Genomic DNA, 25,678 nt, shown 5'->3' on the forward strand with positions numbered 1-25,678 from the left:
GCGCGTTTGAACGGCGCGCGGTGCCTGCCCTTTTTCCAAAGGCACAAGCACCCGCCGGGCCGGGGCTATTCAGTCGGTCAATTGACGGTGCTTGTCGGCCTTGTACTGCATGGCCACCGCCGGCGCCTTGGCACTGCGGCCCGTCTCCATCCAGGTGCGCAACCTGCTGGCATCGGCAAAGTGCGTGTATTTACCGAAAGCGTCGAGTATCACCATGGCCACGGGCCGGCCGGCCATGTTCGTCACCAGTACCAGGCAATGCCCGGCTTCATCCGTGAAGCCCGTCTTGGTGATTTCGATGTCCCAGTTTTTCTGGTTCAGTAGATGGTCTGTGTTGTGAAAGCCTAGGGTGTAGTTAGGCTTTTTGAACGCGACGGTTTTTTCTTTGGTGGTGCTCAGCTCAGACAGCATTGGATAGTTGCGGGCCGCGATCAGCAACTTGCTCAGGTCTCGGGCCGTGGATACGTTCTGCTCGGAGAGCCCCGTGGGCTCTACATAACGCGTATGGGCCATGCCTAGCGCCTTGGCCTTGGCGTTCATCGCCGCGATGAATGCTCGATATCCGCCAGGGTAGTGGTGGGCGAGGGTCGCGGCTGCGCGGTTTTCCGAGGACATCAGCGCAATCAACAGCATGTCATGCCGGCTTAGGGTGCTGCCAAGCTTCACTCGGGAGAACACGCCTTTCATTTCTTTGGTTTGGCTGATGTCTACCGCGATCTCTTCAGTCATGGACTGTTTGGCATCGAGCACCACCATGGCGGTCATCAACTTGGTGACGGACGCAATAGGTACGACTTGGTCAGGCTTGCTCTGATAAATGATGTCTCGGGTTTGCAGATCCACCAACAGGGCGCTATGGGACGCAAGGTGCACCTGCGCAGGGTCTCTGAACGACGCCTCGGTGGCTGAGGCAAAGGGCGCCAGGCAAGCGCCTGCGAGCGCGAAACACAAACCTAGTATCGAAAAGTGGGTTTTCACGAAGGATGCTCGCAATAAGGATGAAGATATGGCAGCAATGCCATCAAGATTGGCTGCATTGTAAATTTATGGCCAACAGCCTGTCGATTGCCTGACAGGCTAAATCTTTCTTCATCTATTGGCGCGTTTGGCCCAGGCCGCGGGTATATCCCTGGCTAGGTCAAGCAGCTTCACCAGCGGGGCGGGCCATAGTAGCCGCGGGGTGCGTAGTAATAGCCTGGCGGCGGAGGCGGTGGAGCTTCCATGATGTACCCAGGCGCAGGTTGGTAGTAGGGCGCAGGCTGGTAGTACACCGGAGGTGGCGGTGCCTGTACGTACACCGGCGGGGGGGCCGCATACACCGGTTGCTGAACGATCACCGGGCCAGGCCTGGCCACTACCGCGCCAACCACTGCCGCGCCCAGCACAGCGCCTACGATGCCGGGCCCAATGCCACCACCGTGGGCAGACGCTTGGCCGGCAAGGCTCAAGGCACCGATCAACAGAGCGAACCGGGGGAGATGACGGATCATGATGCTTCCTCGTGAGGCGGCCCATGCCCAGGCCACACGCGTGGGGTGAAGAGCAGCCGTGCCTACTATGACAGTGAAAGTGTAAAAATTTGTACCGGTTCAGGGTAAAGATTATGTAAGTTCACACGCTTGTTTCCTTGCACATCAAACACCTGGCGGATTTTGAATGGCCATCTTTCCAAACAAACACACCCAACTTTGTATGTCGCTGGCCGCACGCCCCGGCAACTTCGGCACTCGGTTTCATAACTACCTTTACCAGGCCCTAAACCTGGACTTTTTCTACAAGGCCTTTAGCACCACGAACCTTGCCGGGGCCATTGGCGGTATTCGGGCACTGGGCATTCGTGGCTGCGCGGTTTCCATGCCGTTCAAAGAGGCGAGTATTGCCTACATGGACGAACTGGATGCGTCGGCGGCAGCGATTGAATCCATCAACACGATCGTCAACACCGGTGGTCACCTGAAGGCTTACAACACCGACTACCTGGCGATTCGGCAGCTGATCGACACCCACGGCCTGGATACCCACCTGCGCCTTGCCCTACGGGGTAGTGGTGGCATGGCCAAGGCCGTCGCCTGTGCATTCCGCGATGCGGGCTTCAGTCAGGGCACGCTGATCGCACGCAACGTCGAAGCCGGTCAGGCCCTGGCTGAACGCTGTGGGTATACCTGGCAAGCCACGGCCCGGAGCGTGGAAGCCGACCTGTTGATCAACGTAACGCCTTTAGGCATGGCCGGTGACCCGGACGCCGCTACCCTGGCGTTCGAGCAAGATGCCATTGCCCAGGCCCGTTACGTATTCGACGTGGTGGCTTTGCCCGCTCATACCCCCCTGATTCAGGCAGCCCAGGCCATGGGCAAGCCGGTGATTACCGGCCAGGATGTGGTGGCATTGCAGGCCTTAGAGCAATTTGTGCTGTATACCGGCGTGCGCCCGTCGCTGTCGCTGGTGACCGAAGCTGCAGCGTTCGCTTCGGCAGGTTAGTCAATCCACCCCTAGCCGGGCGAGGCGTTCTTCCAGCGCTGCGACTCGCGCCTCCAGCGCCTCGATCCGGCCAGCCCCAGACGCAGGTCGGGCGTCGTGCTCAGCTTCTAGCGCCGCCCCATTCGCCCAGCCATGGTGATAGCGGGTTTCTCGTTGCCCGGCTTGGCGCGGTAGCAGTTGCGCGAGGCCGCGTGCAATCAGCCGCTCCAGTTGATGCTGAAGCTGCTGGGCATCGTCAAAGGGATGAAGGCGGGTGCTGCGGGTTAGCAGGTCGGCCACCGTTTGGGCGCCGCGCAGAAACAGTAGGCTTAGCAACGCCACTTGCGCGGGGACTAGCTCGAGGGCTTTGTCGAGCCGATGCTCCCAGCGATCGGCACGGTTGCCCATAACCAGGCGCGCAAGCCCGGCGCTTTCCAGTGCGCGCAGGTGCTGGCCTACCTCCCCAGGCGTGAGCTGCATGAGCGGGTCTCGGCTGGTCTTCTGATTGCAGGCGAGTACCAGTGCATTGAGGGTAAGGGGGTAGGTCTCCGGGTTGCTGGCCTGTTTTTCTACCAGGCAGCCGAGGATGCGGATATCCACGTCGCTCAATTCGGGACGCTGGGTGGCAGCGGCGTGTTCGGTCATGGCGGTTTACCTGTGGGGGAGGGGCGCTAAGCGTTATACCAGATGCGCCTGGCCATTACGGGTGGAACAGACCTTGGCGAGCACCCTCGGCCACGGCCAGTATGCCCGGGTGGTTTACCCGCCGTTCTACCGAGATGGCATAGAAGGCTTCGGTGACTGCGTCGGTTTCACCCAGCAAGCGCAGCTCGTCTCGACGTACCAGATCCGCCGCGATAACCCGAGGTGCCAAGAACACGCCACTACCGGCTATGCCGAAGGCTTGCATGAGGGCGCTGTCATCAAATTCACCTACGATCCGGCACTGCACGCGGCAGTCTTCCAACCACCGTAACAGGCGCCCACGCACCATGCTTTGTGCGCCCGGAATCAGCAGTGGCGCGCCTTCCAGGCACTGTGGGAACTCACCCGCCAGGTCCTCGGCCAGGGCCGGAGTGGCGAACAGCCCGATGCCGCATTCGCCCAGCTTCAGCGTGCGACTCTTGATGTCCAGTTGGGCGGGGACCGGGCTATCGGAAATCACCAGATCCAGGCGTTGGATGGCCAGGTCTGCCAGCAGCCGCTCAAGCTTGTCTTCGCGACAGGTCAGGCGCAATGGAGGATCTTGCAGGGCCATGGCGGGCGCCAGTAGCCGGTACACGATGGACTTGGGCACTACGTCCGCCACCCCGACCCTTAGCCCTAACGGCTGCTGGCCCGGCTGCGCCTTGAGCATTGACTCCAGCGCAGCGCCTGCCTCAAACAGGGGTTCGGCATAGGCCAGCACGCGTCGCCCGTCCTCAGTAAGCTCTAGGTAACGGCCTACTTTCTGGAACAGCCGCAACCCCATGTTGCGTTCGAGCAATGACAGCTGACCGCTGATAGTAGGGGGCGTAAGGTGCAGTTGTTCGCAGGCACGAGTAATACTGCCGGTACGGGCAACTACCCAGAAATAATGCAATTGACGGTAATTGAGCATGATCCACGTTTCGGTAATGCCGAACAGTCGGCCTGAAAAATACGAATTTTCCAGAAGTATAAGGCGAACTAAGATGGCCGTCATTCAACCGGCCTGGAGCTGACTCATGGAATACCTGATGGACCTGATGGCCAGCCCGGCCGCGTGGATTGCACTGGCCACGCTTATTGTGATGGAAGTGGTGCTAGGTATCGATAACCTGATCTTTATTTCCATCCTCACCAACAAGCTGCCGGAGCAGCACCGTACCAAGGCGCGGCGCCTGGGTATCGGCATGGCACTGATCCTGCGCCTAGGCCTGCTGAGCACCGTAGCCTTTATCGTGACGCTGACTGCACCGGTAGTTGGGATCGCCGGCCATGGCTTCTCTTGGAAAGACATCATCCTGATTGCCGGCGGCCTGTTCCTCCTATGGAAGGCGACCAGTGAAATCCATCACAGCGTCGACCCCTTGGCTAAAGAAGACGCCAACGTAAGCGCTCAGGTAGGCATTGGCTTTGCGTCGGCGATCGGGCAAATCCTGTTGCTAGACCTGGTGTTCTCTATCGACAGCATCATTACGGCAGTAGGCATGACCGAGCATTTGCCTATCATGGTAGTAGCTGTAGTAGTGGCAGTATTGGTCATGCTGCTGGCATCTGAGCCTTTGGCGAAGTTTATCAATGCCAACCCAACAGTCGTGATGTTGGCACTGGGCTTCTTGATCATGATTGGCATGACGCTAATTGCGGAAGGCTTTGGGGCGCACGTACCTAAGGGTTATGTGTACACGGCCATGGCATTTTCAGCCGCCATCGAATGCCTCAACCTGTGGGTGCGTCGCTCGCGGGGCAAACATTCTGCGTAAGGAATGAGTCTAGGGGCCTCGCGGGCCCCGCTTATGAGGCCCAGCTTTCAAGGCAGCGAATGCTTCAGGCGAAGGGGCTCGGGGCACGCACTCTGGTTATCAGTTCGGTGCGCTGTAGGCGAGGCGTGGCGGTAAAGTGACGACGCACTACACGCAGAACGCCCCACAGCATTGCTGCGGCTACTACGAACCAGGCAAGGATCATTAAAAGTATCGCCACTGTCAGGCTCATCAGCGTTACCTCCTTCAGGCTTAACGAACGCAGGCGTTTCTATTCAGAGCAGTCCAGTGGCCACTATGTTTCCGGGCTACTGACGAGCGGTCTTCCAGGCGATAACCAGCCTTTAGGGTTTCTGCTCTCGCCGCCTGGGCTGGCTGTACGACGCCGCCCGACCTCCCTATGATGCCTCAGGCGCTTTAGCCGCTCTGTATATTGCCGTGAGGACACCATGCCATCTGACTCCTTGAGCCGCCCTCCTGGGCACTGGATTGCAGCCCTAAGCCTGGCAGCCATGCTCGCCGGGTGTGCCAGCTCCCCAGCCCCGCGCATTGGCGGCCTGCCCGATCGCGTGGAGCTGACGGCGGTCCCGTTTTACCGCGGCTCAGACGATCAAGGTGCGCCTACTGCGCTGGCCGCGCTGCTTCGAGATAGAGGGTTCAACGTTACGCCAGGGTTGGTAACACCTTATTTGACATTGCAGGCTGAGCTGCCCGCCTTGGACGCAAGTATCGAGGAGGCCGCCCGGCATTATGGTTTGGTGGTGTACCCGGTAGGGGCCTCCTTCCAAGGGCTGCTGGCGCAAGTCGCAGCAGGCAACCCGGTGCTGCTGCGGTACCGCGAAGGCAGTGCCTTTTGGAGCAGCGATCATTATGCCCTGTTGGTGGGTTACGACCGATTCAAGCGTCACCTGTTGCTCCGGGTTGGGGAGCAGCGGCGGGCGATGATGCCGTTTTCAGATTTTTTATCGGCGTGGCAAGCGGCAGGGCAATGGGCGGTGTTGGCGCAAGCGCCTACCCAACTCCCGGCCCAGGTGGACGCGTCAGTCTGGCGGCAGGCCGCGAGCCGGTTGGCTGGAGCAGGGCAGGAGCGCGCAGCTGATCAGGCGCTTCAAACCCTTGGCACGGCCCGCTGAGCCAGCACGCGAACTATACGCCTAGTTTGTCGCGCAAGCTGTAATACCAGGCGCCGAGTGCCGAAAGTGGCACGCGCAGTGCTTGGCCCCCTGGGAAGGGGTAGTGCGGCAGCGAGGCGAATGCATCAAAGCGTTCCGCTTGGCCCTGCAGTACTTCGGCAAGCAGTTTGCCGGCCAGGTGGGTGTAAGTCACACCATGGCCACTACAGCCTTGGGAGTAGTAGATGCTGTCGCCGATGCGCCCTACCTGAGGCAGGCGAGACAAGGTCAGCAGAAAGTTACCGGTCCAGGCGTAGTCAATCTTCACACCCCTGAGCTGGGGGAATGCCTTGAGCAGGTTGGGCCGCAGAATGGCTTCGATATTGGCAGGGTCCCGGGCGCCGTATACCACGCCGCCACCGAACACCAGGCGCTTGTCTGCCGTGAGTCGGTAGTAATCGAGCAGGTAGTTGCAGTCTTCCACGCAGTAATCTTGGGGTAACAGGCTATGCGCCAACTCATCCCCCAGCGGCTCGGTGGTAATCACCTGAGTGCCACAGGGCATGGACTTTGCCGCCAGTTCGGGGATGAGGTTGCCTAGGTAGGCGTTGCCGGCGACGATCACGAACTTGGCTTTTACCTGGCCGTTAGGGGTGTGCACCACCGGATTGGGGCCACGGTCTATACGGGTTGCAGGGCTGTGTTCAAAAATACGACCGCCCAGCGACTCAACCGCAGCGGCTTCGCCAAGCGCAAGATTTAAGGGGTGGATGTGGCCACCGCTCATGTCTAGCAAGCCGCCAATGTACTTTTCGCAGGCGACCACTTCACGAATCCGGCGGCGGTCCATCAACTCAAGCTGAGTATTGCCGTATCGCTCCCATAGCCGTTGCTGCGCTTCGAGGTGGGCCATCTGTTTGCTGGTGATGGCCGCGAAGACCCCGCCGTCTTTGAGGTCACAGGCAATGTTGTAACGCGCCACCCGCTCGCGGATGATCCGCCCACCTTCGAACGCCATGGCGCCCAGTAGCTCGGCATGGCGGGGGCCAACCGTGCGTTCGATGACGTCGATATCACGGCTGTAGCTGTTGACGATCTGCCCGCCGTTGCGGCCAGAAGCGCCAAAGCCTACGAGGGCGGCTTCGACAATCACCACGGAGAACCCTTGCTCCAGCAGGTGCAAGGCGCTGGACAAGCCGGTGTAACCTGCGCCTACAACGCAAACGTCGGCCTCAAAGGCGCCTTCAAGCGGCGGGCGCGCCGGTGCAGGGTTGGCCGATGCAGCGTAGTAAGACGGTGGATATGCAGTGTTCGGCATGGCAGCAACTCGTTGTTTAATATTATTGACAGCGTCTAGATGCTACCTCATAACCCTGCGTATCGGCTAGGGCCATCCTGCCGGGAGGCTATCTGGGCAAAACCAGGTAAGCGTTACCAGGATTTCCCCCGTCAATCAGCGGCTTACGGAAATTACAAGTTGACACTGCCTTAGGCGTGCGTAAAATGCGCACCCACAGCAGGCACATAGCTCAGTTGGTTAGAGCACCACCTTGACATGGTGGGGGTCGTTGGTTCGAGTCCAATTGTGCCTACCAGCTTCGCCGCAAGGCACGAAAAAGGGTGATCCTCAGGGGTCACCCTTTTTCGTTTAGTCGGCTTTTACACCTGTCCCACGCGCTCACTGTTGCAGGCTGCTTGGCACAGGGCGCCTGGGTCAAAGGCCGTTTACGGCCTGGTACTGTTGCCAGGTCATGCCAAGAGCCTCGGCCACCTCGCGATGAACCGCTTCGCGCATCGTCGCCAAGGCTTGCGGGCTGTCCGCCACCAATTCAAGTACATACTCCCAGGGCTGCAGACCCAAGCTCTGGGCGGCATCTTCAAACGCCCACTGCACCTGCTGGTATTGCTCTTCGTCAGACAGTGCCTGTATGTCCTGCGACAACTCAGGATTAGCCAACAGATAGCGGTGATAGGCCAGTTGCTGGCGTTCGTCAGTGGCGCTCATGGTGACCTCGGTCAGCAAGTGTAAAGCGACATGATGCCACAACCCGGCTCAGACGCCGAGCCACTAGGGTGGTGGTAGAATGCTTCGCTTGACGGTTTGGAGGCAGGTCTGTGCGTAAATTAATGACGGTAACGGTACTGTTGGCCCTGGCGGGCTGCGGCAGCGCAGTGGAAGAAGCGCACAAGGCGGTGTCCGGGCAACTGGAGAACCCCGGTTCGGCCAAGTTCACCAACGTCCGCACCACGCCTCAGGGCAACGTGTGCGGGCAGGTCAAGGGCAAGGATTCCACTGGTATATATGGTGGTTTCCAAAGCTATGCCGCGATCAAGACCGAGGAAGGGTATCAAGCGGTAATTGATCGCGACGGCAGCAATGTCGTGGTGAGGGCGGCCTGTGGGGCTGGGCTGGCGCAGCAGCCAGGCGAACCTGACGCCGAGAATGCCAGGGCAGCTGCCCATGCCCCCAATGGCTGGGACGTGCGCATCGCTGACAATAATCCGGGCGCGCTCAGCGACATGACAGCGCGCCTGGTTGAGCACGGTTTTGTGGCCAATGTAGCCAATGACGGGCCGAAACCGCGAATTTTCATTGGCCCCTTCGGTACCCGAGAAGAAGCGTTGGCAACCCGTGACCGCCTGATGGCCGGCCAAGGCATCCAGGCGGCAGTAGAGCCACACCCTGCACCCTGATCAATTGCAGGCCTTGAGGTTCACCGAGCCTACGAACTCATTACCATGCCCCATCACGCAGGCTACGCGCTGGTTACGCTGGCGTTCCCACGCCTGCACGGGGTAGGTCTTGTTCCAGGCCTGATAAAGCTGTCGATCCTGTTTGGACAATGTCAGGCGATAGCGCTTGCTCATATAGAAGTAGGTACGAGCGATCATTCCTCGAATGGTCGGCCGGGGCATGACTTTACGCGCCTTGAAGTCTACCTGGGTGAGGCAGCTGCCATACTGACCCTTTTGCTCAGGTAGCCAGCCAAAACTGAAGTTGTTGCGGTCGCCATTTACCTCCCCAATGCTAGGCACCAGGTTGTGAAGGTCAGCTTCGGCTTGTTGGTACAGCGCGTCGTGCCGGGTGCAATACTGACGCCCGCCTTTCTGCCAGCATTGGCGCTGGTGGCCGATCTGCCACGCGGGGACGATGTGCTCCCACTCGATGCGAGAAGCGCGAGCCAGGTTCTTTCTGGGCCTATACCCGCAACCTTTGAGGTCAACGCTATTGCCTATGTATTTGCAACCGCAGTAAAACTCGGTGGACTGAGGGGCGTACAACCGCCACCCAATCTTTTTGGCTTCGGAAAACGTGCGCGGCGCGTCGGCCTGCGCCGTGCTTGCCAATACCAGGCACAGCCCGGCAAGGCCTTTCAGCACACGGCCTTCAATCATCGCTTGGTACCACCCAGAACAGCTGAATCCCTCCATCGTCACGCCATGCCAGCGTGACGTTGTCGTTCTCCGAAATTTCGTCGAGCAAGCGCTGCCAATCCTCAGGGCTCTCATCAGGCTGGCGCACCAACAATGCCGAACGTGAGCGCTGTGCGGTTGGCCCGTTAATGATTTTTTGAACGCGTTGAGCCAGGCGCTCATAGGAGCAGAGAGGCTTAGAAGTGGGTGGGGAAGGGACCACGCCATGTTTCCTTTTGTTGCTGTATACGCATACAGTATTGCTGGCGCTGTTTTTTCGCAACCTACTTTAACGACTTACTTTTAAGAATCAGCCAGTTTGCCTACACGTTTTAGGGCGAACAGCGTGGGCGTCAAAGAACTGCGAGGGCCTGCTCACTGTGCTCAGGTGGATTTGACAGATAACCGAACTCCTTCCATATTTGCAGGCGCAAACGTTTGCCTTCAGGCAACGGGCCAATAATCATAAGAAGGATGCCCCATGACCACCCTGCCATTCCTACGCTCTCTGTCCGTGTCTCTGCTTACTTGCGCCTGCCTTATTGGCTCTCCAGCGAATGCAGCTGACAAACCTCAAGTTGCGCTGGTCATGAAGTCCTTGGCTAACGAGTTTTTCCTTACCATGGAAAACGGCGCCAAGGACTATCAGAAGCAACATGCCGATCAATTCGACTTGATCTCCAACGGCATAAAAGACGAGTCAGACACCTCTGCGCAGATTCGTATCGTTGAACAGATGATCAACAGCCATGTAGAGGCGCTGGTTATCGCGCCAGCAGACTCCAAAGCGCTAGTGTCGGTGCTTAAAAAAGCGTCGGATGCCGGTATCAAAGTGGTAAACATCGACAACCAGCTCGATGCGGACGTGCTGAAGGGCAAAAAGCTTGAAGTGCCCTTTGTAGGGCCTGACAACCGTGCCGGCGCCCGCAAGGTGGGTGAGTACCTGGCCGCGAAGTTATCGGCCGGTGATCAAGTAGGCATCATTGAGGGCGTGCCTACCACCACTAATGCGCAACAGCGCAGCGCAGGCTTCAAAGACGCGATGAGCGCTGCCAACATGAAGGTGGTGTCGGTGCAGTCGGGCAATTGGGAAATCGATAAAGGCAATGCCGTCGCAACCGCTATGTTGAACGAATACCCCGACATCAAGGCGCTGCTGGCCGGTAACGATAGCATGGCGCTCGGTGCGGTGTCGGCAGTACGGGCGGCTGGCAAGACGGGCAAGGTGTTTGTTGTGGGCTATGACAACATCAAGGCCATTGCCCCGATGCTGAAAGACGGCCGCGTGCTTGCGACCGCTGACCAATACGCGGCCAAGCAGGCGGTATTCGGCATAGAAGAAGCCCTGCGTGAGATCAAGGGCGAGAAAGGCGAGGGTGGCGGTAACGTCCAGACCCCGGTAGACCTGGTCACCCAGGACGCGCCATGATTCCCGGCGCCTCCCTGTTACGGTTGGAAGGCGTAGGCAAAACCTACGCCCAGCCTGTCTTGGCCGGGGTAGACCTGGAGCTGATCGCCGGAGAAGTGCTAGCCCTTACCGGCGAAAACGGAGCCGGTAAAAGCACGCTCTCACGGATCATCGCTGGCCTTACGACGCCTAGCGAGGGCCGGTTGAGCTTCCTTGATCGCCCTTGGCAGCCGGGCAGCCGGCGTGATGCCGAACGCCAGGGCGTGCGAATGGTATTGCAGGAGTTGAACCTGCTGCCAACGCTGAGTATCGCCGAAAACCTGTTTCTGGAACGTCTGCCTCGCCGATTCGGCTGGGTAGACCGCGCCCGGTTGCGGGCCGATGCGGTCGAAGCCATGGCCAGAGTAGGGCTTGACGGGTTAGACCCGGATACCCCGGTGTCGGCGCTTGGCATTGGCCATCAGCAAATGGTGGAGATTGCACGCAACCTTATCGGCGATTGCCGGGTGCTGATCCTCGATGAACCCACTGCCATGCTGACCGGGCGGGAGGTGGAGCTATTGTTCGCCCAAGTGGAGCGCTTGCGCGCTGCAGGTGTGGCACTGGTATACATCTCTCATCGGCTGGAAGAAATCGCCCGTATTGCCCAGCGCGTTGCCGTACTGCGTGACGGCCGTTTGGTGGCGGTGGCGCGCACGGGTGATGTTAGCGAAGACCAATTGGTCAACCTGATGGTCGGCCGGGAGCTGGGAGAGCGCATCGACTTGGGCGAGCGACGTATAGGCTCGCCCTTGCTGAAAGTAGAAGGGCTCAGCCGAGGGCGCAAAGTCCGTAACGTTAGCTTTGAAGTACGTGCTGGCGAAATTTTCGGCATTTCTGGCTTGATCGGTGCGGGACGTACGGAACTGCTGCGTCTGCTGTTCGCCGCTGACCCGGCCGACGCGGGCCGTGTGAACATGGGCAACCCGCTAGTGCCGGTACGCCTGGGGTCACCCGCAGAAGCGGTACGCCAGGGGATCGTCCTTATCAGTGAAGACCGCAAGGGTGAAGGCCTGTTGTTGGGCCAGTCCATCGCCGCAAACCTGGCATTAGGCAATATGCCCAATGTGTCCGCCATGGGATGGATGAGCCTGCCGCGTGAGCACGACCTGGCGCGTCGCCGGATCGAGGCCATGCGCATCCGCAGCGCTGGGCCCGACCAACCGGTTGGCGAGTTGTCGGGTGGCAACCAGCAGAAGGTGGTCATCGGGCGTTGGCTGGAGCGCGACTGCCAGGTAATGCTGTTTGATGAGCCCACGCGTGGCATCGATGTAGGCGCCAAGTTCGATATCTACCGCCTAATGGGCGACCTTGCCCGTCAAGGCAAGGCGCTGGTGGTGGTGTCCAGCGATCTGCGTGAGCTGATGCTGCTGTGTGACCGTATCGGGGTGATGTGCGAGGGCGCCATGAACGGCATCTTTGATCGCGCCGAATGGAGTCAGGAACAATTGCTTGCCGCCGCCTTGGCGGGCGAGCGCACTGAACACGCCCCGGTCGGGGCCAAGGAACTCGCATGAAAACCACACTCGCGTCCAACCCCGGCGGCGGCCTGCGCCAAGCCTCAAGTGCGGTGCGCACCTACCTGGGGCTGGGGGCCGCGCTGCTGGTGCTGGTGGTACTGTTCTCCACGCTCAGTAGCCACTTCTTGTCGTACAGCACCTTCAGCATGTTAGCCAACCAGATCCCGGATTTGATGGTGTTGGCCGTTGGCATGACATTCGTACTGATCATTGGCGGTATCGATCTGTCCGTGGGGTCTGTACTGGCTTTGGCGGCCTCGGCGGTGAGTGTTGCCATGCTCGGCTGGGGCTGGGGCGCCTTGCCGGCGGCCGCGCTCGGTCTGGCCTGTGCCACCCTGGCAGGAACCTTGACCGGCCTTATCACCGTAGCCTGGCGCATACCCTCTTTTATCGTGTCGTTGGGGGTGCTGGAAATGGCCCGAGGCGCGGCCTACCAGTTGACCGATTCGAGAACGGCTTACATCGGTGATGCCTACAGTGCGTTATCCGAGCCGCTACTCTGGGGCATTTCGCCCTCGTTTTTGATTGCGTTAGCCGTGGTGGGCTGTGCCCAACTGGTGCTTAGCCGAAGCGTATTCGGGCGCTATCTGGTGGGTATTGGTACCAACGAAGAGGCGGTAAGGCTTGTGGGTGTAGACCCTCGCCCTTACAAGGTACTGGTCTTTTCGCTCATGGGCTTGCTGTCAGGGCTGGCGGCGCTGTTTCAAGTCTCGCGCCTGGAAGCGGCAGACCCCAACGCCGGTGCTGGCCTTGAGTTGCAGGTTATCGCCGCCGTCGTGATTGGCGGGACCAGCCTGATGGGCGGGCGGGGCTCTGTGATCAGTACGCTGTTCGGCGTACTGATTATCTCGGTGTTGGCTGCAGGCCTGGCGCAGATCGGCGCGAGCGAGCCGACCAAGCGCTTGATCACGGGTGCTGTCATCGTCGCGGCCGTGGTGCTGGACACCTACCGAAGCCGCCGCACAGCACGCGCCAGCTGATATGGCGACCATCAAGGACGTGGCAGCCCTGGCGGGCATCTCGTACACAACCGTTTCACATGTGGTCAATGACAGCAGGCCGGTAAGCAAGGCTGCCCGTACCAAGGTGGAGGCGGCCATCGCGCAGTTGGGCTATGTGCCCAGCGGCGTGGCGCGGTCGCTGAAGGCCCGCACCACTGCAACCATCGGCCTGGTATTGCCCAATAACATTAACCCTTATTTTGCCGAGCTGGCTCGGGGCATCGAAGACCTGTGCGAGCGCAACGGTTATTGCGTGATCCTCTGCAACTCCGATGATGACCCGGCCAAGCAGCGCAATTATCTGCGCATGCTTCAGGAAAAACGCATCGATGGTTTGGTCCTGGCGTCGGTCGATGATGCCAAGCCTGGTGCAGAAGGCGGCTGGCCGCATGCGCCACTGGTGGTAGTAGACCGTGAAATTCCGGGTTTCGAAGCAGATGTAGTGTGCATCGATCATGCTCAGGGCGCTTATTTGGCCACGCGCCATCTGATTGACCTGGGGCACCGTCGGATTGCCTGCGTCAATGGGCCGGGCAGTGCGTCCGTCGCGAGGTCGCGCCAGGAAGGGTTCGACTGTGCCATGGCGCAAGCTGCCCTGAGCGTGCAGCCACAGTGGCGGGTGGAGAGCGATTTTACCGCCGATGGCGGGTACCGCGCAGGTGCCTTGTTGCTCGATCAGGAACGCCCTAGCGCAGTGTTCGCCGCTAATGACATGCTCGGTATGGGCCTGCTGCGCGCAGCCGCCGAGCGCGGACTGCAGGTGCCAACTGACTTGTCCGTCATAGGCTTCGATGACATTCAAATGTGCCGCTACGTGTACCCCGCGCTTACCACGGTAGGGCAATCGATCATGCAATTAGGGGAGTTGGCGGCTGAACACCTTTTGCAGCGGGTGCAGGGCAAGGCCACTGGCGCCCCCCGTAGGCATGTGATTACGCCGCATATCATTCACCGTGAGTCCACCGCGCCCTTCTCGGCGGCGTGAGCATGACCACGCTATTTTAGGAACACCTGATTGATGAGTGATAAACCTGCAGTGCTACCGACGGCCAGCGTGCTGGTGGTAGGTAGCCTCAACATGGACTTGATCGTCCGCGTCCAAGGGCTGCCCCAGCCGGGCCAAACGGTAACCGGGGCGAATTTTTCGACAGCGCCAGGCGGAAAAGGGGCTAACCAGGCCGTCGCTGCGGCTCGGCTCGGTGTTGATGTGTGCATGGTCGGGTGCGTGGGCGATGATGCCTACGGCAGGGCGCTGCGCCAGGCACTGTTGGACGATGGCATCGACTGTAGTGGCGTAGCCTTGGTACCCGAGGTGCCCACCGGCGTCGCCCTGATTACCGTGGACGCTGAGGGTCAAAACACGATCGTTATCGTGCCAGGCGCTAACGGCACCTTAAGCACTGCCCATGTGGACGCTATTGAGCACGCGATGCTGGCGGCCAAGGTCGTTGTGTGCCAATTGGAAGTGCCTGAAGCCGTCGTCGGCTATACCCTGGCCAGGGCACACGCCTTGGGCAAGACCGTCATCCTCAATCCAGCGCCAGCCACGGGCCCACTGCTGGCTCAGTGGCTTCCCTGGATCGATTATGTGGTGCCCAACGAAACTGAAGCCCAGTTGCTGTCTGGCATGCCTGTGAAGGGGCAGGCGGGTGCCGAAGCAGCGGCCCGGGCCTTGCTGGCCAGGGGCGCAGGTAAGGTACTGGTCACCCTGGGGGAGGCCGGTGCGCTACTAGCGGGCCCCGAAGGCATTCAGTACTTCCCTGCCTTTAGCGTTACCGCCGTGGATGCAACGGCGGCGGGGGACACCTTCACTGGTGCATTCGCTGCTGCGTTGGCGCAGGGCAGCGCAGAAGTAGAGGCCGTTCGCTTCGCTCAGCAGGCTGCGGCCGTGTCGGTTACCCGAGAAGGTGCGCAGCCTTCGATCCCGACACGTCAACAGGTACTGGCCTGGCCCTGGTAACGCTCAAGGGACTTTGAGGTGGGGCTCGGCTGTCGGGTGTCATTGGCAAAGCGCTCGAACACTTGGCGGATAAACAGGCTGGCCGCATCAGTGCCCAGCTCGCGTACCAGCAGGTCGATGCTGATGATTGCCAGTTCTTCCGGGCTGCTAGGGCTGTACGAGCACTGTCCTTCTGCCCATTTGGCTTTGATGTCGGTAATAAGCGTTAACGTCATGGCCGGTTCGCCGTGAAGTGAAAAGCGCAGTTAATCACCTGGCGTAGCGTTTAGCACTGACAGTTATGCCTAAACAGTCACACTTAGGCATAAACCTTGAGCCATGCCACACTTATTGCTTTCCATCAGCATTAGGTTGGCCATGAACCTTGACCTTACCCTCCCTGGTGAGCCTAGCCTTACCTCTGTTCGGCGCCTGCTTGCGCAAGGCAATGACCGTGTTCATTCTCAACTGCGTGTGAATACGGCAGGCATCGCCTGGTTGTCCACCTCGGCAGTGGGCGGCCAGGCCTTGGAAGGCGTGCACTTTCGGCTCGAAACCTGGGCAGCTGGCAGCGGGTGCGTAGGGCAGGCGGCTGCAGAGGATGATGCGTGGGTGATAAAGATCCAACAGGCGCTGCAGACCAACTGGCCAAACCCGCGTTCTGATTACCTGGACATCTATTAATGCCTGCAGGCTTCTAGACACATCCTGTCACCTTTCCAAGAGCGTTCTCCTCGCGCGAGCAGGCACACTTGGTCAGTGCAACCTCCTGGCTGCAGCGTGGTCGCAGGGGAGCAACGCTTTTATATCGAGGAGGCTTCATGAGGTGTGTAGGTAGGGCAGGGCTGTTATTCACTGCGGTGGCATTGCTGGCAGGTTGTGCGGGTACGTCAACGCCGGAACCGTCCGGCGCCAAGGCTCAGGGCAATAGTGCGGTAGTCGCAGGGCGCTGTAATGCAGAGGCGGCTCAGTTCGCGGTAGGTCAGCCAGCGTCCAAAGAGCTATTGGAGCAAGCCCGGTTGCGATCAGGCTCAGTGATGGCTCGGATTCTGGCCCCGCGTGATGCGATCACCATGGACTACCGGTCCGAGCGCTTGAACCTCAATGCCGATGATACTGGCAAGATCATTCGCGCCAACTGCGGTTAAAGCAAAAATGCAGGCAAAGAAAAGCCCGCCAGTTCAACCGCATCTTGCGGTTGCCTTGGCGGGCTTTTCAAGCACTGGAGGCGGCTGAGTCTTACTCGCCACGAACCTGCGCGGCCTGCATCCCTTTCTGGCCTTTCTCAGCCACGAAAGAAACGGTCTGACCTTCTTTCAGGCTTTTGAAACCGTCAGATTCGATCGCTTTGAAGTGAACGAACAGGTCATCACCACCGCCCTGAGGAGTGATGAAGCCGAAGCCCTTCTCATCGTTGAACCACTTGACGGTGCCGGTTTGGCGATTGGACATGGGGTGTATCTCCAGGAAACAAAAGTATCTAGTACGGGTACTGCTCAACCGAACAGTACACGGCCATCATAGACACAAACGCGGCGCAGGTAACCCCGTCGAAGATAAAAAAGCTGAGATTTCGTTAAATAACCCAGAACTTGATCGAGTCAAGCGGACGAGCGGCTATGAAAACCGCCCTGGCAATGTTTTGGCGCCGAGGTTTTACCCTTTAGCCTTGCATACTTGAACTTCGCGCTGCAGACGGTCGCGTAACTCCATGGGCGGCTCCGGGGCTTTGCTCATCAACTGCTGAATCTCCGCAGTGCTGAACTTCGCCTCGATCACCTTAGCGCCGCAGTCGCAATGGCTGCTGGCCGTCTGAACATCAACTTGTTGCTTGGCCGTGGCCACGCAGTCGTTCATGTACTGCGCACGAGCCCCAGTTGGCCAACCGGTCTGGGCGTGGGCCGTTAACGGTAACAGGATGGCCACTGTAGCCGGGAGTGCAAGCGAGCATAGCGTGGAAAGGCGCATGTAAGGCTCCTGAAGGTGAATGCCTGCTGCCGATGCAGCGTTACAGGGTTGGAGGTAATAGAGGCAGCTCAAGTTCACCTTGTGTATGCCCTAACCCTCTGGTGCAAGTGTGCTAAGATGCTCGGCCGTCAATAAAGGCGGCCTTTTACTTCCAGTCACTCCGGTTCGGCCCTGGTTGGCCTTTGGCTCCTGCCACTGTGAGGCAGGCATACCGCCGAATCCTGTACTGGCTCATCCCAACCCACGTGACCTTTGGTAGGGGTCACCACTAGGAGAGGAGGCGCCATGCCCACTATTACTCTTCCCGACGGCAGTCAGCGTTCGTTCGATCATCCCGTTTCCGTGGCCGAGATTGCCGCGTCCATCGGTGCCGGCCTTGCCAAGGCCACCGTCGCCGGCAAGGTAGACGGCCAACTGGTCGATGTGTGCGATCTGATCAGCAGCGATGCAAGCCTGCAAATCATCACCCCCAAGGACCAAGAGGGGCTGGAAATCATTCGCCACTCGTGTGCCCACCTGGTAGGGCACGCGGTGAAGCAGCTGTACCCCACTGCCAGAATGGTCATTGGCCCGGTCATCGACGACGGCTTCTATTACGATATCGCCTACGAACGGCCATTTACGCCGGACGACATGGCGGCGATCGAAGCTCGTATGCGTGAGCTGATCGATACCGAGTACAACGTCATCAAGAAGATGACCCCTCGTGCAGACGTCATCGAGGTATTCAAGGCGCGTGGCGAAGAGTACAAGTTGCGGTTGGTAGACGACATGCCGGGCGAAACCGCCATGGGCCTGTACTATCACGAAGAGTACGTGGACATGTGCCGCGGGCCCCACGTACCTAACACCCGCTTTCTCAAGGCGTTCAAGCTCACCAAGCTCTCCGGCGCCTACTGGCGTGGCGATGCCAAGAATGAGCAGCTTCAGCGCGTATATGGCACCGCCTGGGCGGATAAGAAGCAGCTGGCTGCCTATATTCAACGTATAGAAGAAGCCGAAAAGCGCGATCACCGCCGTATAGGCAAGCAGCTGGACCTCTTCCATCTCCAGGAAGAAGCGCCTGGCATGGTGTTCTGGCACCCTAACGGCTGGACGGTGTATCAGGTGCTGGAGCAGTACATGCGCCAAGTGCAGCGGGAGAATGGCTACGTTGAGGTACGCACGCCTCAGGTCGTCGACCGCATTCTGTGGGAGCGCTCCGGGCACTGGTCCAACTATGCCGAAAACATGTTCACCACCTCTTCGGAGAACCGTGACTATGCGGTAAAGCCGATGAACTGCCCGTGCCACGTGCAGATCTTCAACCAGGGTCTGAAGTCTTACCGTGACCTGCCACTGCGCCTTGCCGAGTTTGGCGCTTGCCACCGCAATGAGCCCTCCGGGGCGCTGCACGGCATCATGCGCGTTCGCGGCTTTACCCAGGACGATGCTCATATCTTCTGCACAGAGGATCAAGTTCAGCGTGAGTCGGCCGATTTTATCAAGCTGACCCTGCAGGTTTACAAAGACTTCGGCTTCCACGACGTGTCGATGAAGCTGTCTACTCGGCCTGTCAAGCGAGTGGGCTCTGAAGAGCTGTGGGACCGTGCTGAAAAAGCATTGGCTGACGCGTTGAACGAGTCAGGCCTGGAATGGGAGTACCAGCCAGGCGAGGGCGCCTTCTACGGGCCCAAAATCGAGTTCACGCTCAAGGATTGCCTGGGCCGTAACTGGCAGTGCGGTACCCTGCAGTACGATCCGAACCTGCCTGAGCGACTTGACGCCAGCTACATTGCCGAGGACAACGGCCGTAAGCGGCCGGTGATGCTGCACCGGGCAATCCTTGGTTCGTTCGAGAGATTCCTGGGTATGCTGATCGAGCACTACGCGGGTGCGTTCCCCGCATGGCTCGCGCCCACCCAGGCCGTGATCATGAATATCACAGATAATCAGGCTGATTTTGCTCGAGAAGTTGAAAGAAATCTTAATGGAAGCGGTTTCCGTGCCAAGTCCGACTTGAGAAACGAGAAAATTGGCTTTAAAATCCGCGAGCATACTCTGCTCAAGGTACCGTTCATGTTGGTCATTGGTGACCGTGAAGTAGAGACGCAAACTGTCGCTGTGCGTACCCGTGAAGGCGCAGACCTTGGCTCGATGCCGGTCGTGCAATTCAAGGAGTACCTTGCACAGGCGGTATCCCGGCGTGCTCGCCAAGATTTGGAGTAATCATTATTAAGCGTGAAATGAGACAGGATAAACGAACTGCGCCTAAGGCCCCGATCAACGAAAATATCTCGGCCCGCGAGGTTCGGTTAATCGGGGCGGATGGTGAGCAGGTTGGCATCGTCTCTATTGATGAAGCGCTTCGTATCGCTGAAGAAGCGAAGCTGGATCTGGTGGAGATTTCCGCTGACGCGCTGCCGCCTGTTTGTCGGGTGATGGACTACGGCAAAAGCATTTTCGAGAAGAAAAAGCAGATTGCGGCCGCGAAGAAGAACCAGAAGCAGATTCAGGTTAAAGAAATCAAGTTTCGTCCAGGGACGGAAGAAGGGGATTACCAGGTAAAACTGCGCAACCTGGTACGTTTCCTGACAGAAGGGGACAAGGCTAAGATCTCGTTGAGATTCCGTGGTCGTGAGATGGCCCACCAGGAGCTGGGCATGGAGCTGTTGAAGCGGGTCGAAGCTGACCTGATCGAATACGGCGCCGTGGAGCAGCATCCTAAGATGGAAGGACGCCAGCTGATTATGGTCATCGCCCCCAAACGCAAGAAGTAACCTCCAGGGCACGGCAGGCCTTGTGGTTATGTTAATTCACTGAATGCGGAGTACCGAACATGCCAAAGATGAAAACTAAAAGTGGCGCCGCGAAGCGTTTCCTGAAAACGGCTTCCGGCTTCAAACACAAACACGCTTTCAAGAGCCACATCCTGACCAAGATGTCCACCAAGCGTAAGCGTCAATTGCGTGGTAGCAGCCTGCTGCACCCGTCTGACGTTGCAAAAGTGGAGCGCATGCTGCGCGTTCGTTGATTCGGTTTCGGTCAAAGATAGAGGATATAACTCATGGCTCGTGTTAAGCGTGGCGTCATCGCCCGTAAGCGTCACAAGAAAATTCTGAAACTTGCTAAAGGCTACTACGGCGCGCGTTCACGCGTATTCCGTGTTGCCAAGCAAGCCGTCATCAAGGCTGGCCAGTACGCCTACCGAGATCGTCGTCAGAAGAAACGCCAGTTCCGCGCTCTTTGGATCGCCCGTATCAACGCGGGTGCTCGTACCAACGGCCTGTCGTACAGCCGTTTGATCGCTGGCCTGAAAAAGGCAGCCATCGAGATCGACCGTAAGGTACTGGCCGATCTGGCAGTGAACGAGAAAGCGGCGTTTGCTGCGATTGTCGAGAAAGCTAAAGCCACGCTGGCTTAAGTACCCCCGACAATCACCGTTGTCTGCTTTTGTAAGCAACGGTGTTGAACGTCTTTGAATAGGGGAAGGGCCTGCGCTCTTCCCCTATTTCGTATCTGGAGCCTTTACATGGAAAACCTGGATGCGCTGGTCAGCCAAGCTTTGGAGGCCGTGCACACTGCGCAAGATATCAATGCCCTGGAGCAGATCCGGGTTCAGTACCTGGGCAAAAAGGGCGAGCTGACCCAGGTTATGAAAACCTTGGGTAATTTGCCAGCAGAGGAACGGCCCAAGGTTGGCGCCTTGATCAACGAGGCCAAGGAACGCGTGACCGAGGTGCTCAATGGCCGTATGGCTGAGTTCGAGCACGCTGCGCTCAACGCGCGCTTGGCGGCTGAGAAAATCGACGTTACGTTGCCGGGGCGAGGCCAGGCTACGGGGGGGCTTCACCCCATTACCCGCACGCTTGAGCGCATCGAGCAGTTCTTCACCCATATCGGCTACGGCATTGCCGAAGGCCCTGAGGTAGAAGACGATTACCATAACTTCGAGGCGCTGAATATTCCGGGCCACCACCCGGCGCGTGCCATGCACGACACCTTCTATTTCAACGCGAACATGCTGCTGCGCACCCACACCTCGCCGGTGCAAGTGCGAACCATGGAAACCCAGCAGCCGCCTATTCGCATTGTCTGCCCTGGCCGCGTATACCGGTGCGATTCCGACCTGACCCACTCTCCCATGTTTCACCAAGTGGAAGGGTTGTTGATCGACCGTGACATCAACTTCGCTGACCTGAAAGGCACCATCGAAGAATTCCTTCGCGTGTTCTTCGAGAAAGAGCTGGCCGTGCGTTTCCGGCCATCGTTCTTCCCCTTTACCGAACCCTCGGCGGAAGTGGACATTCAGTGCGTGATCTGCAGCGGCGGCGGCTGCCGTGTCTGCAAGCAGACCGGGTGGCTGGAAGTGATGGGATGCGGCATGGTTCATCCCAATGTGCTGCGCATGTCCGGGATTGACCCGGAGACCTATTCCGGGTTTGCGTTTGGCATGGGCGCCGAGCGGCTGGCCATGCTGCGTTATGGTGTAAACGACCTTCGCCTGTTCTTCGACAACGACTTGCGATTCCTTGCGCAATTCCGCTAGCCGTAACGACATTTTCAGGAGAACAGTATGAAATTCAGTGAACAATGGCTGCGGGGCTGGGTGAGCCCGCAGGTGTCACGCGATGACTTGGTGGCCCGCCTCTCGATGGCCGGGCTGGAAGTCGATAGCGTTGCCCCCGTGGCAGGGGCGTTTAGCGGGGTCGTAGTGGGCGAGGTACTGTCCACTGAACAACACCCGGACGCTGACAAGCTGCGCGTCTGCCAGGTAAGCAGCGGCGATCACACGTTTCAGGTGGTCTGCGGGGCGCCCAACGTACGCCCCGGCCTAAAAATTCCATTCGCCATGATCGGCGCGCAGCTGCCTGGCGATTTCAAGATCAAAAAGGCCAAGCTTCGCGGTGTCGAGTCCAACGGCATGCTGTGCTCTCAAGCTGAGCTGCATGTAGGCGAGGGCAACGACGGGTTGTTCGAATTGCCCGATGACGCGCCGGTTGGCAAGGACATGCGCGACTACCTGGAGCTTGACGACGTCATCATTGAGCTAGGCCTGACGCCCAACCGTGGCGACTGCCTGTCAATGGCTGGCCTGGCCCGTGAAGTAGGCGCGCTGTATGGTGTCCCGGTGACTCAGCCGCAGATCCCTTCGGTGGCCACGGCCATCGAAGAGGTGGTGAGCGTAGAGGTACTGGCACCGGCCGCATGCCCGCGTTACCTGGGTCGTGTGGTACGCGGTGTAGACCTCACTCGGCCGACGCCGCTATGGATGGTCGAGCGCCTGCGTCGCGCAGAAGTACGCAGCATCGATGCGGCCGTAGACATCACTAATTACGTGATGCTTGAGTTGGGCCAGCCGATGCATGCTTTTGATTTGGCTCACATCAATGGGGGTATCCGCGTGCGCATGGCCGAGGAGGGCGAAAAGCTCGTACTGCTCGATGGCCAGGAAATCGCACTGCGCAGCGATACGCTGGTGATTGCCGACCATGTTCGAGCACTGGCTATTGCAGGCGTAATGGGTGGCGAGCACAGTGGCGTGAATACCGCAGCTACGCGGGATATCTTCTTGGAGAGCGCCTTCTTCGAGCCTATTTCGGTCGCGGGCAAGGCCCGTTCGTATGGGCTGCACACTGATGCTTCGCACCGCTATGAGCGCGGCGTGGACTTCAACCTGGCCCACCTGGCCATGGAGCGTGCGACGGCCTTGCTGTTAGAAATTACGGGCGGTGACGCCGGGCCTATCGTCGAAGTGACCAGCGAAGCGGACCTGCCGTCGTTCCCCCCTATTGTGCTGCGCGCCGAGCGCGTCGAGAAAATGCTAGGCCTGAACCTAGGCACAGCCACCATCCAGTCGCTGCTCGAAGGCCTTGATCTGGGTGTCAGTGCCGAGGGAGAAGGGCAGTGGACGGTGACTGTACCGAGTCATCGGTTTGATATCAGCCTCGAAGTGGACCTCATCGAGGAGCTGGCCCGGTTATACGGCTATAACCGCCTGCCGGTTCGTTACCCTCAGGCACGGCTGGCACCGCAACTGCGCACTGAAGCCAAGGCCGAGTTGCCAGCGCTGCGGCGTTTGCTGGTTGCTCGTGGCTATCAGGAGGCAATCACCTACAGCTTCATCGACCCCAAACGCTTCGAGCTGTTTAACCCAGGCGTCACCCCGCTTATGCTGGCCAACCCGATTTCTTCGGACATGGCCGCCATGCGCGTTTCGCTCTGGCCAGGGTTGATTCAGGCACTTGAGCACAACCTCAACCGGCAGCAGAGCCGGGTGCGGCTGTTCGAGAGCGGCCTACGCTTCGTTGGCCAGTTGGGTGAGCTCAAGCAAGAGCCTATGCTGGCTGGCGTGGTCTGCGGCAGCCGCCTTCCTGAAGGCTGGGCCCAGGGTGACGCCAAAGTCGACTTCTTCGATATCAAGGCAGACGTCGAGGCCGTGCTAGGCCAGGCGGGCGCATTGGCAGCCTTCCAATTCGTGCCCGGCATTCATCCTGCGCTTCATCCTGGCCAAACAGCCCGTATCGAACGTAACGGGGTAGAGGTAGGTTACTTGGGCGCGTTGCATCCAGAGTTGCAGAAGAAGCTTGGCTTGGATCGAACGGTGTATGTGTTTGAGCTATTGCTAGAGGCCGTGGTGGAAGGGCGGCTTCCAGCCTTTAAGGAGTTATCACGCTTCCCTGAAGTGCGTCGTGATCTGGCATTGGTCGTGGATCAAACGGTTGCAGGCGAAGCGGTGTTGCAGGTAATCCGTGAGAATGCAGGGGAGTGGCTCACTGACCTCAGGCTCTTTGACGTTTACCAGGGTAAAGGTGTTGATCCACATAGAAAAAGCCTTGCCGTTGGCTTGACCTGGCAGCATCCATCGCGCACTCTTACCGACGATGAGGTGAACTCGACCACTTCGGAAATCCTCACCTCACTCGAACACAGGTTGAACGCCACGTTAAGGAAGTGACGTATGGGGGCTCTGACGAAAGCTGAGATGGCAGAACGTCTTTATGAGGAGCTGGGCCTGAACAAGCGCGAAGCCAAGGAATTGGTCGAGCTCTTCTTCGAGGAAATCCGGCATGCACTCGAAGACAACGAACAGGTCAAGTTATCCGGGTTCGGCAACTTCGACCTCCGAGACAAGCGTCAGCGGCCGGGCCGCAACCCGAAAACGGGTGAAGAGATCCCGATCACCGCACGCCGTGTCGTCACCTTTCGTCCAGGGCAGAAGTTGAAAGCCCGAGTGGAAGCCTATGCTGGAACCAAGTCATAACGACGAACTCCCGCCGATTCCCGGCAAGCGCTACTTCACCATTGGTGAAGTCAGCGACTTGTGTGCGGTAAAGCCGCACGTGCTTCGGTATTGGGAACAGGAATTTCCTCAGCTTAACCCCGTAAAGCGTCGCGGCAACCGTCGGTATTATCAGCGCCAGGATGTGCTGATGATCCGGCAGATTCGGGCATTGCTGTACGATCAGGGCTTTACCATCGGCGGGGCACGTCTGCGCCTCTCCGGTGATGAAGCCAAGGACGACACTACCCAATACAAGCAGTTGATCCGCCAAATGATCAGCGAACTGGAAGATGTGTTGCACGTGCTCAAGAAGTAGGCGAAAAAAAGCGGAGAAAAAGCTTCCATAATTCAAAAGGTTAAGGTATCTTTCTCCCCGTTCTCGCTGCTAACGAGAGCAGGTTTAAAACGCCTAGTCGGGGCGTAGCGCAGCCCGGTAGCGCACTTGCATGGGGTGCAAGGGGTCGAGTGTTCGAATCACTCCGTCCCGACCATTTATTCCTGAGTAAAATCAGACACTTAAGCCGATCAGCTAGATCGGCTTTTTTGTGCTTGCGCAAAACTGGCGCAAAACTACACCGCAACGTTTTCTACCCCAGCGTTCAACTCAAACAACGCTGTCGCCTGAACACTATCCTTCCGCTCATGCCTGATTATCTAAGGGGTCCGGTACGCCCGCCTGGTCACTCACAGGCGGCAACTGGGCCATGTATCCTTCCAAGGATTCTTTGTTAGCCCAGACCTCTGCAAAAAGCGTTGTCTGTGCGTCCACTGATCCCGTTTCGGGACACCGTAACGTTAGCGCGAACCCCCGCTCGCTGAAGGTGACAGCGTAGCGGTGATTAACGATATGAAAGCGCAGGGCTGTATCGTAATCCTGCCGAGTGGGCCGGTAAGACATGTTTTTTAACCTTGCTAAGGCTGGAATTTTTTGGCCCCTTGCCATGTTTTTAACGCTTGACCAGAAAATATAAATTTGGAACTGTCTATAGGTTCTAAAGCATTTTTACTCAATAAAAATGTATAAGGATTTAGGCTGTAATAGGAACACGTGGTAGAGGTTTTATCGATAAAGCGCTACAAGTTTAGGGACTGTCAGAAATTTTGTGTTC

General features: G+C 58.6%; 31 protein-coding genes and 2 tRNA genes. 21 read left to right on the plus strand and 12 right to left on the minus strand.

The features are described from left to right. Positions 1-69 precede the first annotated feature (69 nt). The gene (pbpG, locus tag AC4LE2_RS08390; RefSeq protein ID WP_491825318.1) at positions 70-978 is read right to left on the minus strand and encodes a D-alanyl-D-alanine endopeptidase; all 909 of its coding nucleotides are present in this window, start codon (positions 976-978) and stop codon (positions 70-72) included. Positions 979-1,148: 170 nt separating this feature from the next. Next, entirely contained in the window at positions 1,149-1,490 is a 342-nt protein-coding gene (locus AC4LE2_RS08395; RefSeq protein ID WP_491825319.1) for a hypothetical protein, read from the minus strand. A gap of 166 nt (positions 1,491-1,656) precedes the next feature. On the opposite strand from AC4LE2_RS08395, the gene AC4LE2_RS08400 reads away from it, so the two are divergent. Next, positions 1,657-2,478 carry a shikimate 5-dehydrogenase gene (locus tag AC4LE2_RS08400; protein ID WP_491825320.1) on the plus strand — a complete coding sequence of 274 codons (822 nt, stop codon included), beginning with the start codon at positions 1,657-1,659 and terminating at the stop codon, positions 2,476-2,478. On the opposite strand, the gene AC4LE2_RS08405 is transcribed toward AC4LE2_RS08400, so the two are convergent. Then, positions 2,479-3,102 (minus strand): YceH family protein, encoded by a 624-nt coding sequence (locus AC4LE2_RS08405; protein WP_491825321.1) that lies wholly within the window; start codon positions 3,100-3,102, stop codon positions 2,479-2,481. It lies immediately after the preceding gene. Positions 3,103-3,157: 55 nt separating this feature from the next. Further along, positions 3,158-4,057 (minus strand): transcriptional activator NhaR, encoded by a 900-nt coding sequence (gene nhaR, locus AC4LE2_RS08410; RefSeq protein ID WP_491828093.1) that lies wholly within the window; start codon positions 4,055-4,057, stop codon positions 3,158-3,160. 106 nt (positions 4,058-4,163) lie between these two features. Here nhaR and AC4LE2_RS08415 point away from each other — a divergent pair, with 106 nt between their 5' ends. Further along, positions 4,164-4,904, plus strand: a complete 741-nt coding sequence (locus AC4LE2_RS08415) for a TerC family protein (RefSeq protein WP_491825322.1) — start codon at positions 4,164-4,166, stop codon at positions 4,902-4,904. A 64-nt stretch (positions 4,905-4,968) separates the two neighbouring features. Here AC4LE2_RS08415 and AC4LE2_RS08420 read toward each other — a convergent pair whose 3' ends face one another. Continuing rightward, positions 4,969-5,136 carry a hypothetical protein gene (locus AC4LE2_RS08420; protein ID WP_491825323.1) on the minus strand — a complete coding sequence of 56 codons (168 nt, stop codon included), beginning with the start codon at positions 5,134-5,136 and terminating at the stop codon, positions 4,969-4,971. A gap of 217 nt (positions 5,137-5,353) precedes the next feature. Here AC4LE2_RS08420 and AC4LE2_RS08425 point away from each other — a divergent pair, with 217 nt between their 5' ends. Further along, positions 5,354-6,037: a C39 family peptidase gene (locus tag AC4LE2_RS08425; protein WP_491825324.1), complete on the plus strand. Its 684-nt coding sequence runs from the start codon at positions 5,354-5,356 to the stop codon at positions 6,035-6,037. Positions 6,038-6,050: 13 nt separating this feature from the next. Here AC4LE2_RS08425 and AC4LE2_RS08430 read toward each other — a convergent pair whose 3' ends face one another. Further along, positions 6,051-7,334: an NAD(P)/FAD-dependent oxidoreductase gene (locus tag AC4LE2_RS08430; RefSeq protein WP_491825325.1), complete on the minus strand. Its 1,284-nt coding sequence runs from the start codon at positions 7,332-7,334 to the stop codon at positions 6,051-6,053. A gap of 200 nt (positions 7,335-7,534) precedes the next feature. Between AC4LE2_RS08430 and AC4LE2_RS08435 the strand changes: the two genes are divergently transcribed. Then, positions 7,535-7,611, plus strand: a tRNA-Val gene (locus AC4LE2_RS08435). Between the two features lie 119 nt (positions 7,612-7,730). Here AC4LE2_RS08435 and AC4LE2_RS08440 read toward each other — a convergent pair. Continuing rightward, positions 7,731-8,021: a DUF6388 family protein gene (locus tag AC4LE2_RS08440; RefSeq protein WP_491825326.1), complete on the minus strand. Its 291-nt coding sequence runs from the start codon at positions 8,019-8,021 to the stop codon at positions 7,731-7,733. A gap of 110 nt (positions 8,022-8,131) precedes the next feature. Between AC4LE2_RS08440 and AC4LE2_RS08445 the strand changes: the two genes are divergently transcribed. Further along, the gene (locus AC4LE2_RS08445; protein ID WP_491825327.1) at positions 8,132-8,710 is read left to right on the plus strand and encodes an SPOR domain-containing protein; all 579 of its coding nucleotides are present in this window, start codon (positions 8,132-8,134) and stop codon (positions 8,708-8,710) included. Here the strand turns inward: AC4LE2_RS08445 and AC4LE2_RS08450 are convergent, their stop codons facing one another. Further along, positions 8,711-9,412 carry an endonuclease gene (locus tag AC4LE2_RS08450; RefSeq protein WP_491825328.1) on the minus strand — a complete coding sequence of 234 codons (702 nt, stop codon included), beginning with the start codon at positions 9,410-9,412 and terminating at the stop codon, positions 8,711-8,713. Continuing rightward, the gene (locus AC4LE2_RS08455; RefSeq protein WP_491825329.1) at positions 9,405-9,653 is read right to left on the minus strand and encodes a DUF1654 domain-containing protein; all 249 of its coding nucleotides are present in this window, start codon (positions 9,651-9,653) and stop codon (positions 9,405-9,407) included. The genes AC4LE2_RS08450 and AC4LE2_RS08455 overlap by 8 nt, the downstream gene beginning before the upstream one ends. Positions 9,654-9,911: 258 nt before the next feature. On the opposite strand from AC4LE2_RS08455, the gene AC4LE2_RS08460 reads away from it, so the two are divergent. From AC4LE2_RS08460 to rbsK, 5 genes are read left to right on the plus strand one after another with little or no spacing between them, the layout of a single operon-like run. Then, the gene (locus AC4LE2_RS08460) at positions 9,912-10,859 is read left to right on the plus strand and encodes a sugar ABC transporter substrate-binding protein (RefSeq protein ID WP_491825330.1); all 948 of its coding nucleotides are present in this window, start codon (positions 9,912-9,914) and stop codon (positions 10,857-10,859) included. Continuing rightward, a complete protein-coding gene (locus tag AC4LE2_RS08465) occupies positions 10,856-12,394 on the plus strand; it encodes a sugar ABC transporter ATP-binding protein (protein ID WP_491825331.1) in 1,539 nt (512 codons plus the stop codon). The genes AC4LE2_RS08460 and AC4LE2_RS08465 overlap by 4 nt, the downstream gene beginning before the upstream one ends. Continuing rightward, positions 12,391-13,377 (plus strand): ABC transporter permease, encoded by a 987-nt coding sequence (locus tag AC4LE2_RS08470; RefSeq protein WP_491825332.1) that lies wholly within the window; start codon positions 12,391-12,393, stop codon positions 13,375-13,377. The genes AC4LE2_RS08465 and AC4LE2_RS08470 overlap by 4 nt, the downstream gene beginning before the upstream one ends. 1 nt (position 13,378) lies before the next feature. After that, positions 13,379-14,383, plus strand: coding sequence for a LacI family DNA-binding transcriptional regulator (locus AC4LE2_RS08475; protein ID WP_491825333.1), 1,005 nt, complete (start codon positions 13,379-13,381; stop codon positions 14,381-14,383). A gap of 33 nt (positions 14,384-14,416) precedes the next feature. Beyond that, complete coding sequence (rbsK, locus tag AC4LE2_RS08480; protein ID WP_491825334.1) at positions 14,417-15,358, plus strand: ribokinase; 942 nt, start codon at positions 14,417-14,419, stop codon at positions 15,356-15,358. Here rbsK and AC4LE2_RS08485 read toward each other — a convergent pair. Then, complete coding sequence (locus AC4LE2_RS08485) at positions 15,331-15,573, minus strand: hypothetical protein (protein ID WP_491825335.1); 243 nt, start codon at positions 15,571-15,573, stop codon at positions 15,331-15,333. The genes rbsK and AC4LE2_RS08485 overlap by 28 nt on opposite strands. A 142-nt stretch (positions 15,574-15,715) precedes the next feature. On the opposite strand from AC4LE2_RS08485, the gene AC4LE2_RS08490 reads away from it, so the two are divergent. Continuing rightward, positions 15,716-16,021: a hypothetical protein gene (locus tag AC4LE2_RS08490; protein WP_491825336.1), complete on the plus strand. Its 306-nt coding sequence runs from the start codon at positions 15,716-15,718 to the stop codon at positions 16,019-16,021. Positions 16,022-16,158: 137 nt separating this feature from the next. After that, positions 16,159-16,485 (plus strand): I78 family peptidase inhibitor, encoded by a 327-nt coding sequence (locus AC4LE2_RS08495; protein ID WP_491825337.1) that lies wholly within the window; start codon positions 16,159-16,161, stop codon positions 16,483-16,485. A 91-nt stretch (positions 16,486-16,576) separates the two neighbouring features. Here AC4LE2_RS08495 and AC4LE2_RS08500 read toward each other — a convergent pair whose 3' ends face one another. Together AC4LE2_RS08500 and AC4LE2_RS08505 are read right to left on the minus strand one after the other, a co-directional pair. Beyond that, positions 16,577-16,789 carry a cold-shock protein gene (locus AC4LE2_RS08500; RefSeq protein WP_003234260.1) on the minus strand — a complete coding sequence of 71 codons (213 nt, stop codon included), beginning with the start codon at positions 16,787-16,789 and terminating at the stop codon, positions 16,577-16,579. Positions 16,790-16,993: 204 nt separating this feature from the next. Then, positions 16,994-17,305, minus strand: coding sequence for a hypothetical protein (locus AC4LE2_RS08505; protein ID WP_491825338.1), 312 nt, complete (start codon positions 17,303-17,305; stop codon positions 16,994-16,996). 285 nt (positions 17,306-17,590) lie between these two features. Between AC4LE2_RS08505 and thrS the strand changes: the two genes are divergently transcribed. From thrS to AC4LE2_RS08550, 9 genes are all read left to right on the plus strand, one after another. Next, positions 17,591-19,513, plus strand: coding sequence for a threonine--tRNA ligase (gene thrS, locus AC4LE2_RS08510; RefSeq protein WP_491825339.1), 1,923 nt, complete (start codon positions 17,591-17,593; stop codon positions 19,511-19,513). Then, a complete protein-coding gene (infC, locus tag AC4LE2_RS08515) occupies positions 19,513-20,064 on the plus strand; it encodes a translation initiation factor IF-3 (protein ID WP_491828094.1) in 552 nt (183 codons plus the stop codon). Before thrS ends, infC begins: the two co-directional genes overlap by 1 nt. 59 nt (positions 20,065-20,123) lie before the next feature. Then, positions 20,124-20,318: a 50S ribosomal protein L35 gene (gene rpmI / locus AC4LE2_RS08520; protein WP_009394045.1), complete on the plus strand. Its 195-nt coding sequence runs from the start codon at positions 20,124-20,126 to the stop codon at positions 20,316-20,318. 33 nt (positions 20,319-20,351) lie between these two features. Beyond that, complete coding sequence (rplT, locus tag AC4LE2_RS08525; RefSeq protein WP_491825340.1) at positions 20,352-20,708, plus strand: 50S ribosomal protein L20; 357 nt, start codon at positions 20,352-20,354, stop codon at positions 20,706-20,708. 108 nt (positions 20,709-20,816) lie between these two features. Further along, a complete protein-coding gene (pheS, locus tag AC4LE2_RS08530; RefSeq protein WP_491825341.1) occupies positions 20,817-21,833 on the plus strand; it encodes a phenylalanine--tRNA ligase subunit alpha in 1,017 nt (338 codons plus the stop codon). A 27-nt stretch (positions 21,834-21,860) separates the two neighbouring features. Further along, positions 21,861-24,242: a phenylalanine--tRNA ligase subunit beta gene (gene pheT, locus AC4LE2_RS08535; protein WP_491825342.1), complete on the plus strand. Its 2,382-nt coding sequence runs from the start codon at positions 21,861-21,863 to the stop codon at positions 24,240-24,242. 3 nt (positions 24,243-24,245) lie between these two features. Then, complete coding sequence (gene ihfA / locus AC4LE2_RS08540; protein WP_002553164.1) at positions 24,246-24,548, plus strand: integration host factor subunit alpha; 303 nt, start codon at positions 24,246-24,248, stop codon at positions 24,546-24,548. After that, on the plus strand, positions 24,529-24,885 hold the full coding sequence (locus tag AC4LE2_RS08545; RefSeq protein ID WP_168080663.1) for a MerR family transcriptional regulator: 357 nt from the start codon (positions 24,529-24,531) through the stop codon (positions 24,883-24,885). The genes ihfA and AC4LE2_RS08545 overlap by 20 nt, the downstream gene beginning before the upstream one ends. Positions 24,886-24,983: 98 nt before the next feature. After that, positions 24,984-25,060, plus strand: a tRNA-Pro gene (locus AC4LE2_RS08550). The last annotated feature ends 618 nt before the right edge of the window (positions 25,061-25,678 follow it).

It is taken from the genome of Pseudomonas sp. 9.3L (assembly GCF_058536285.1).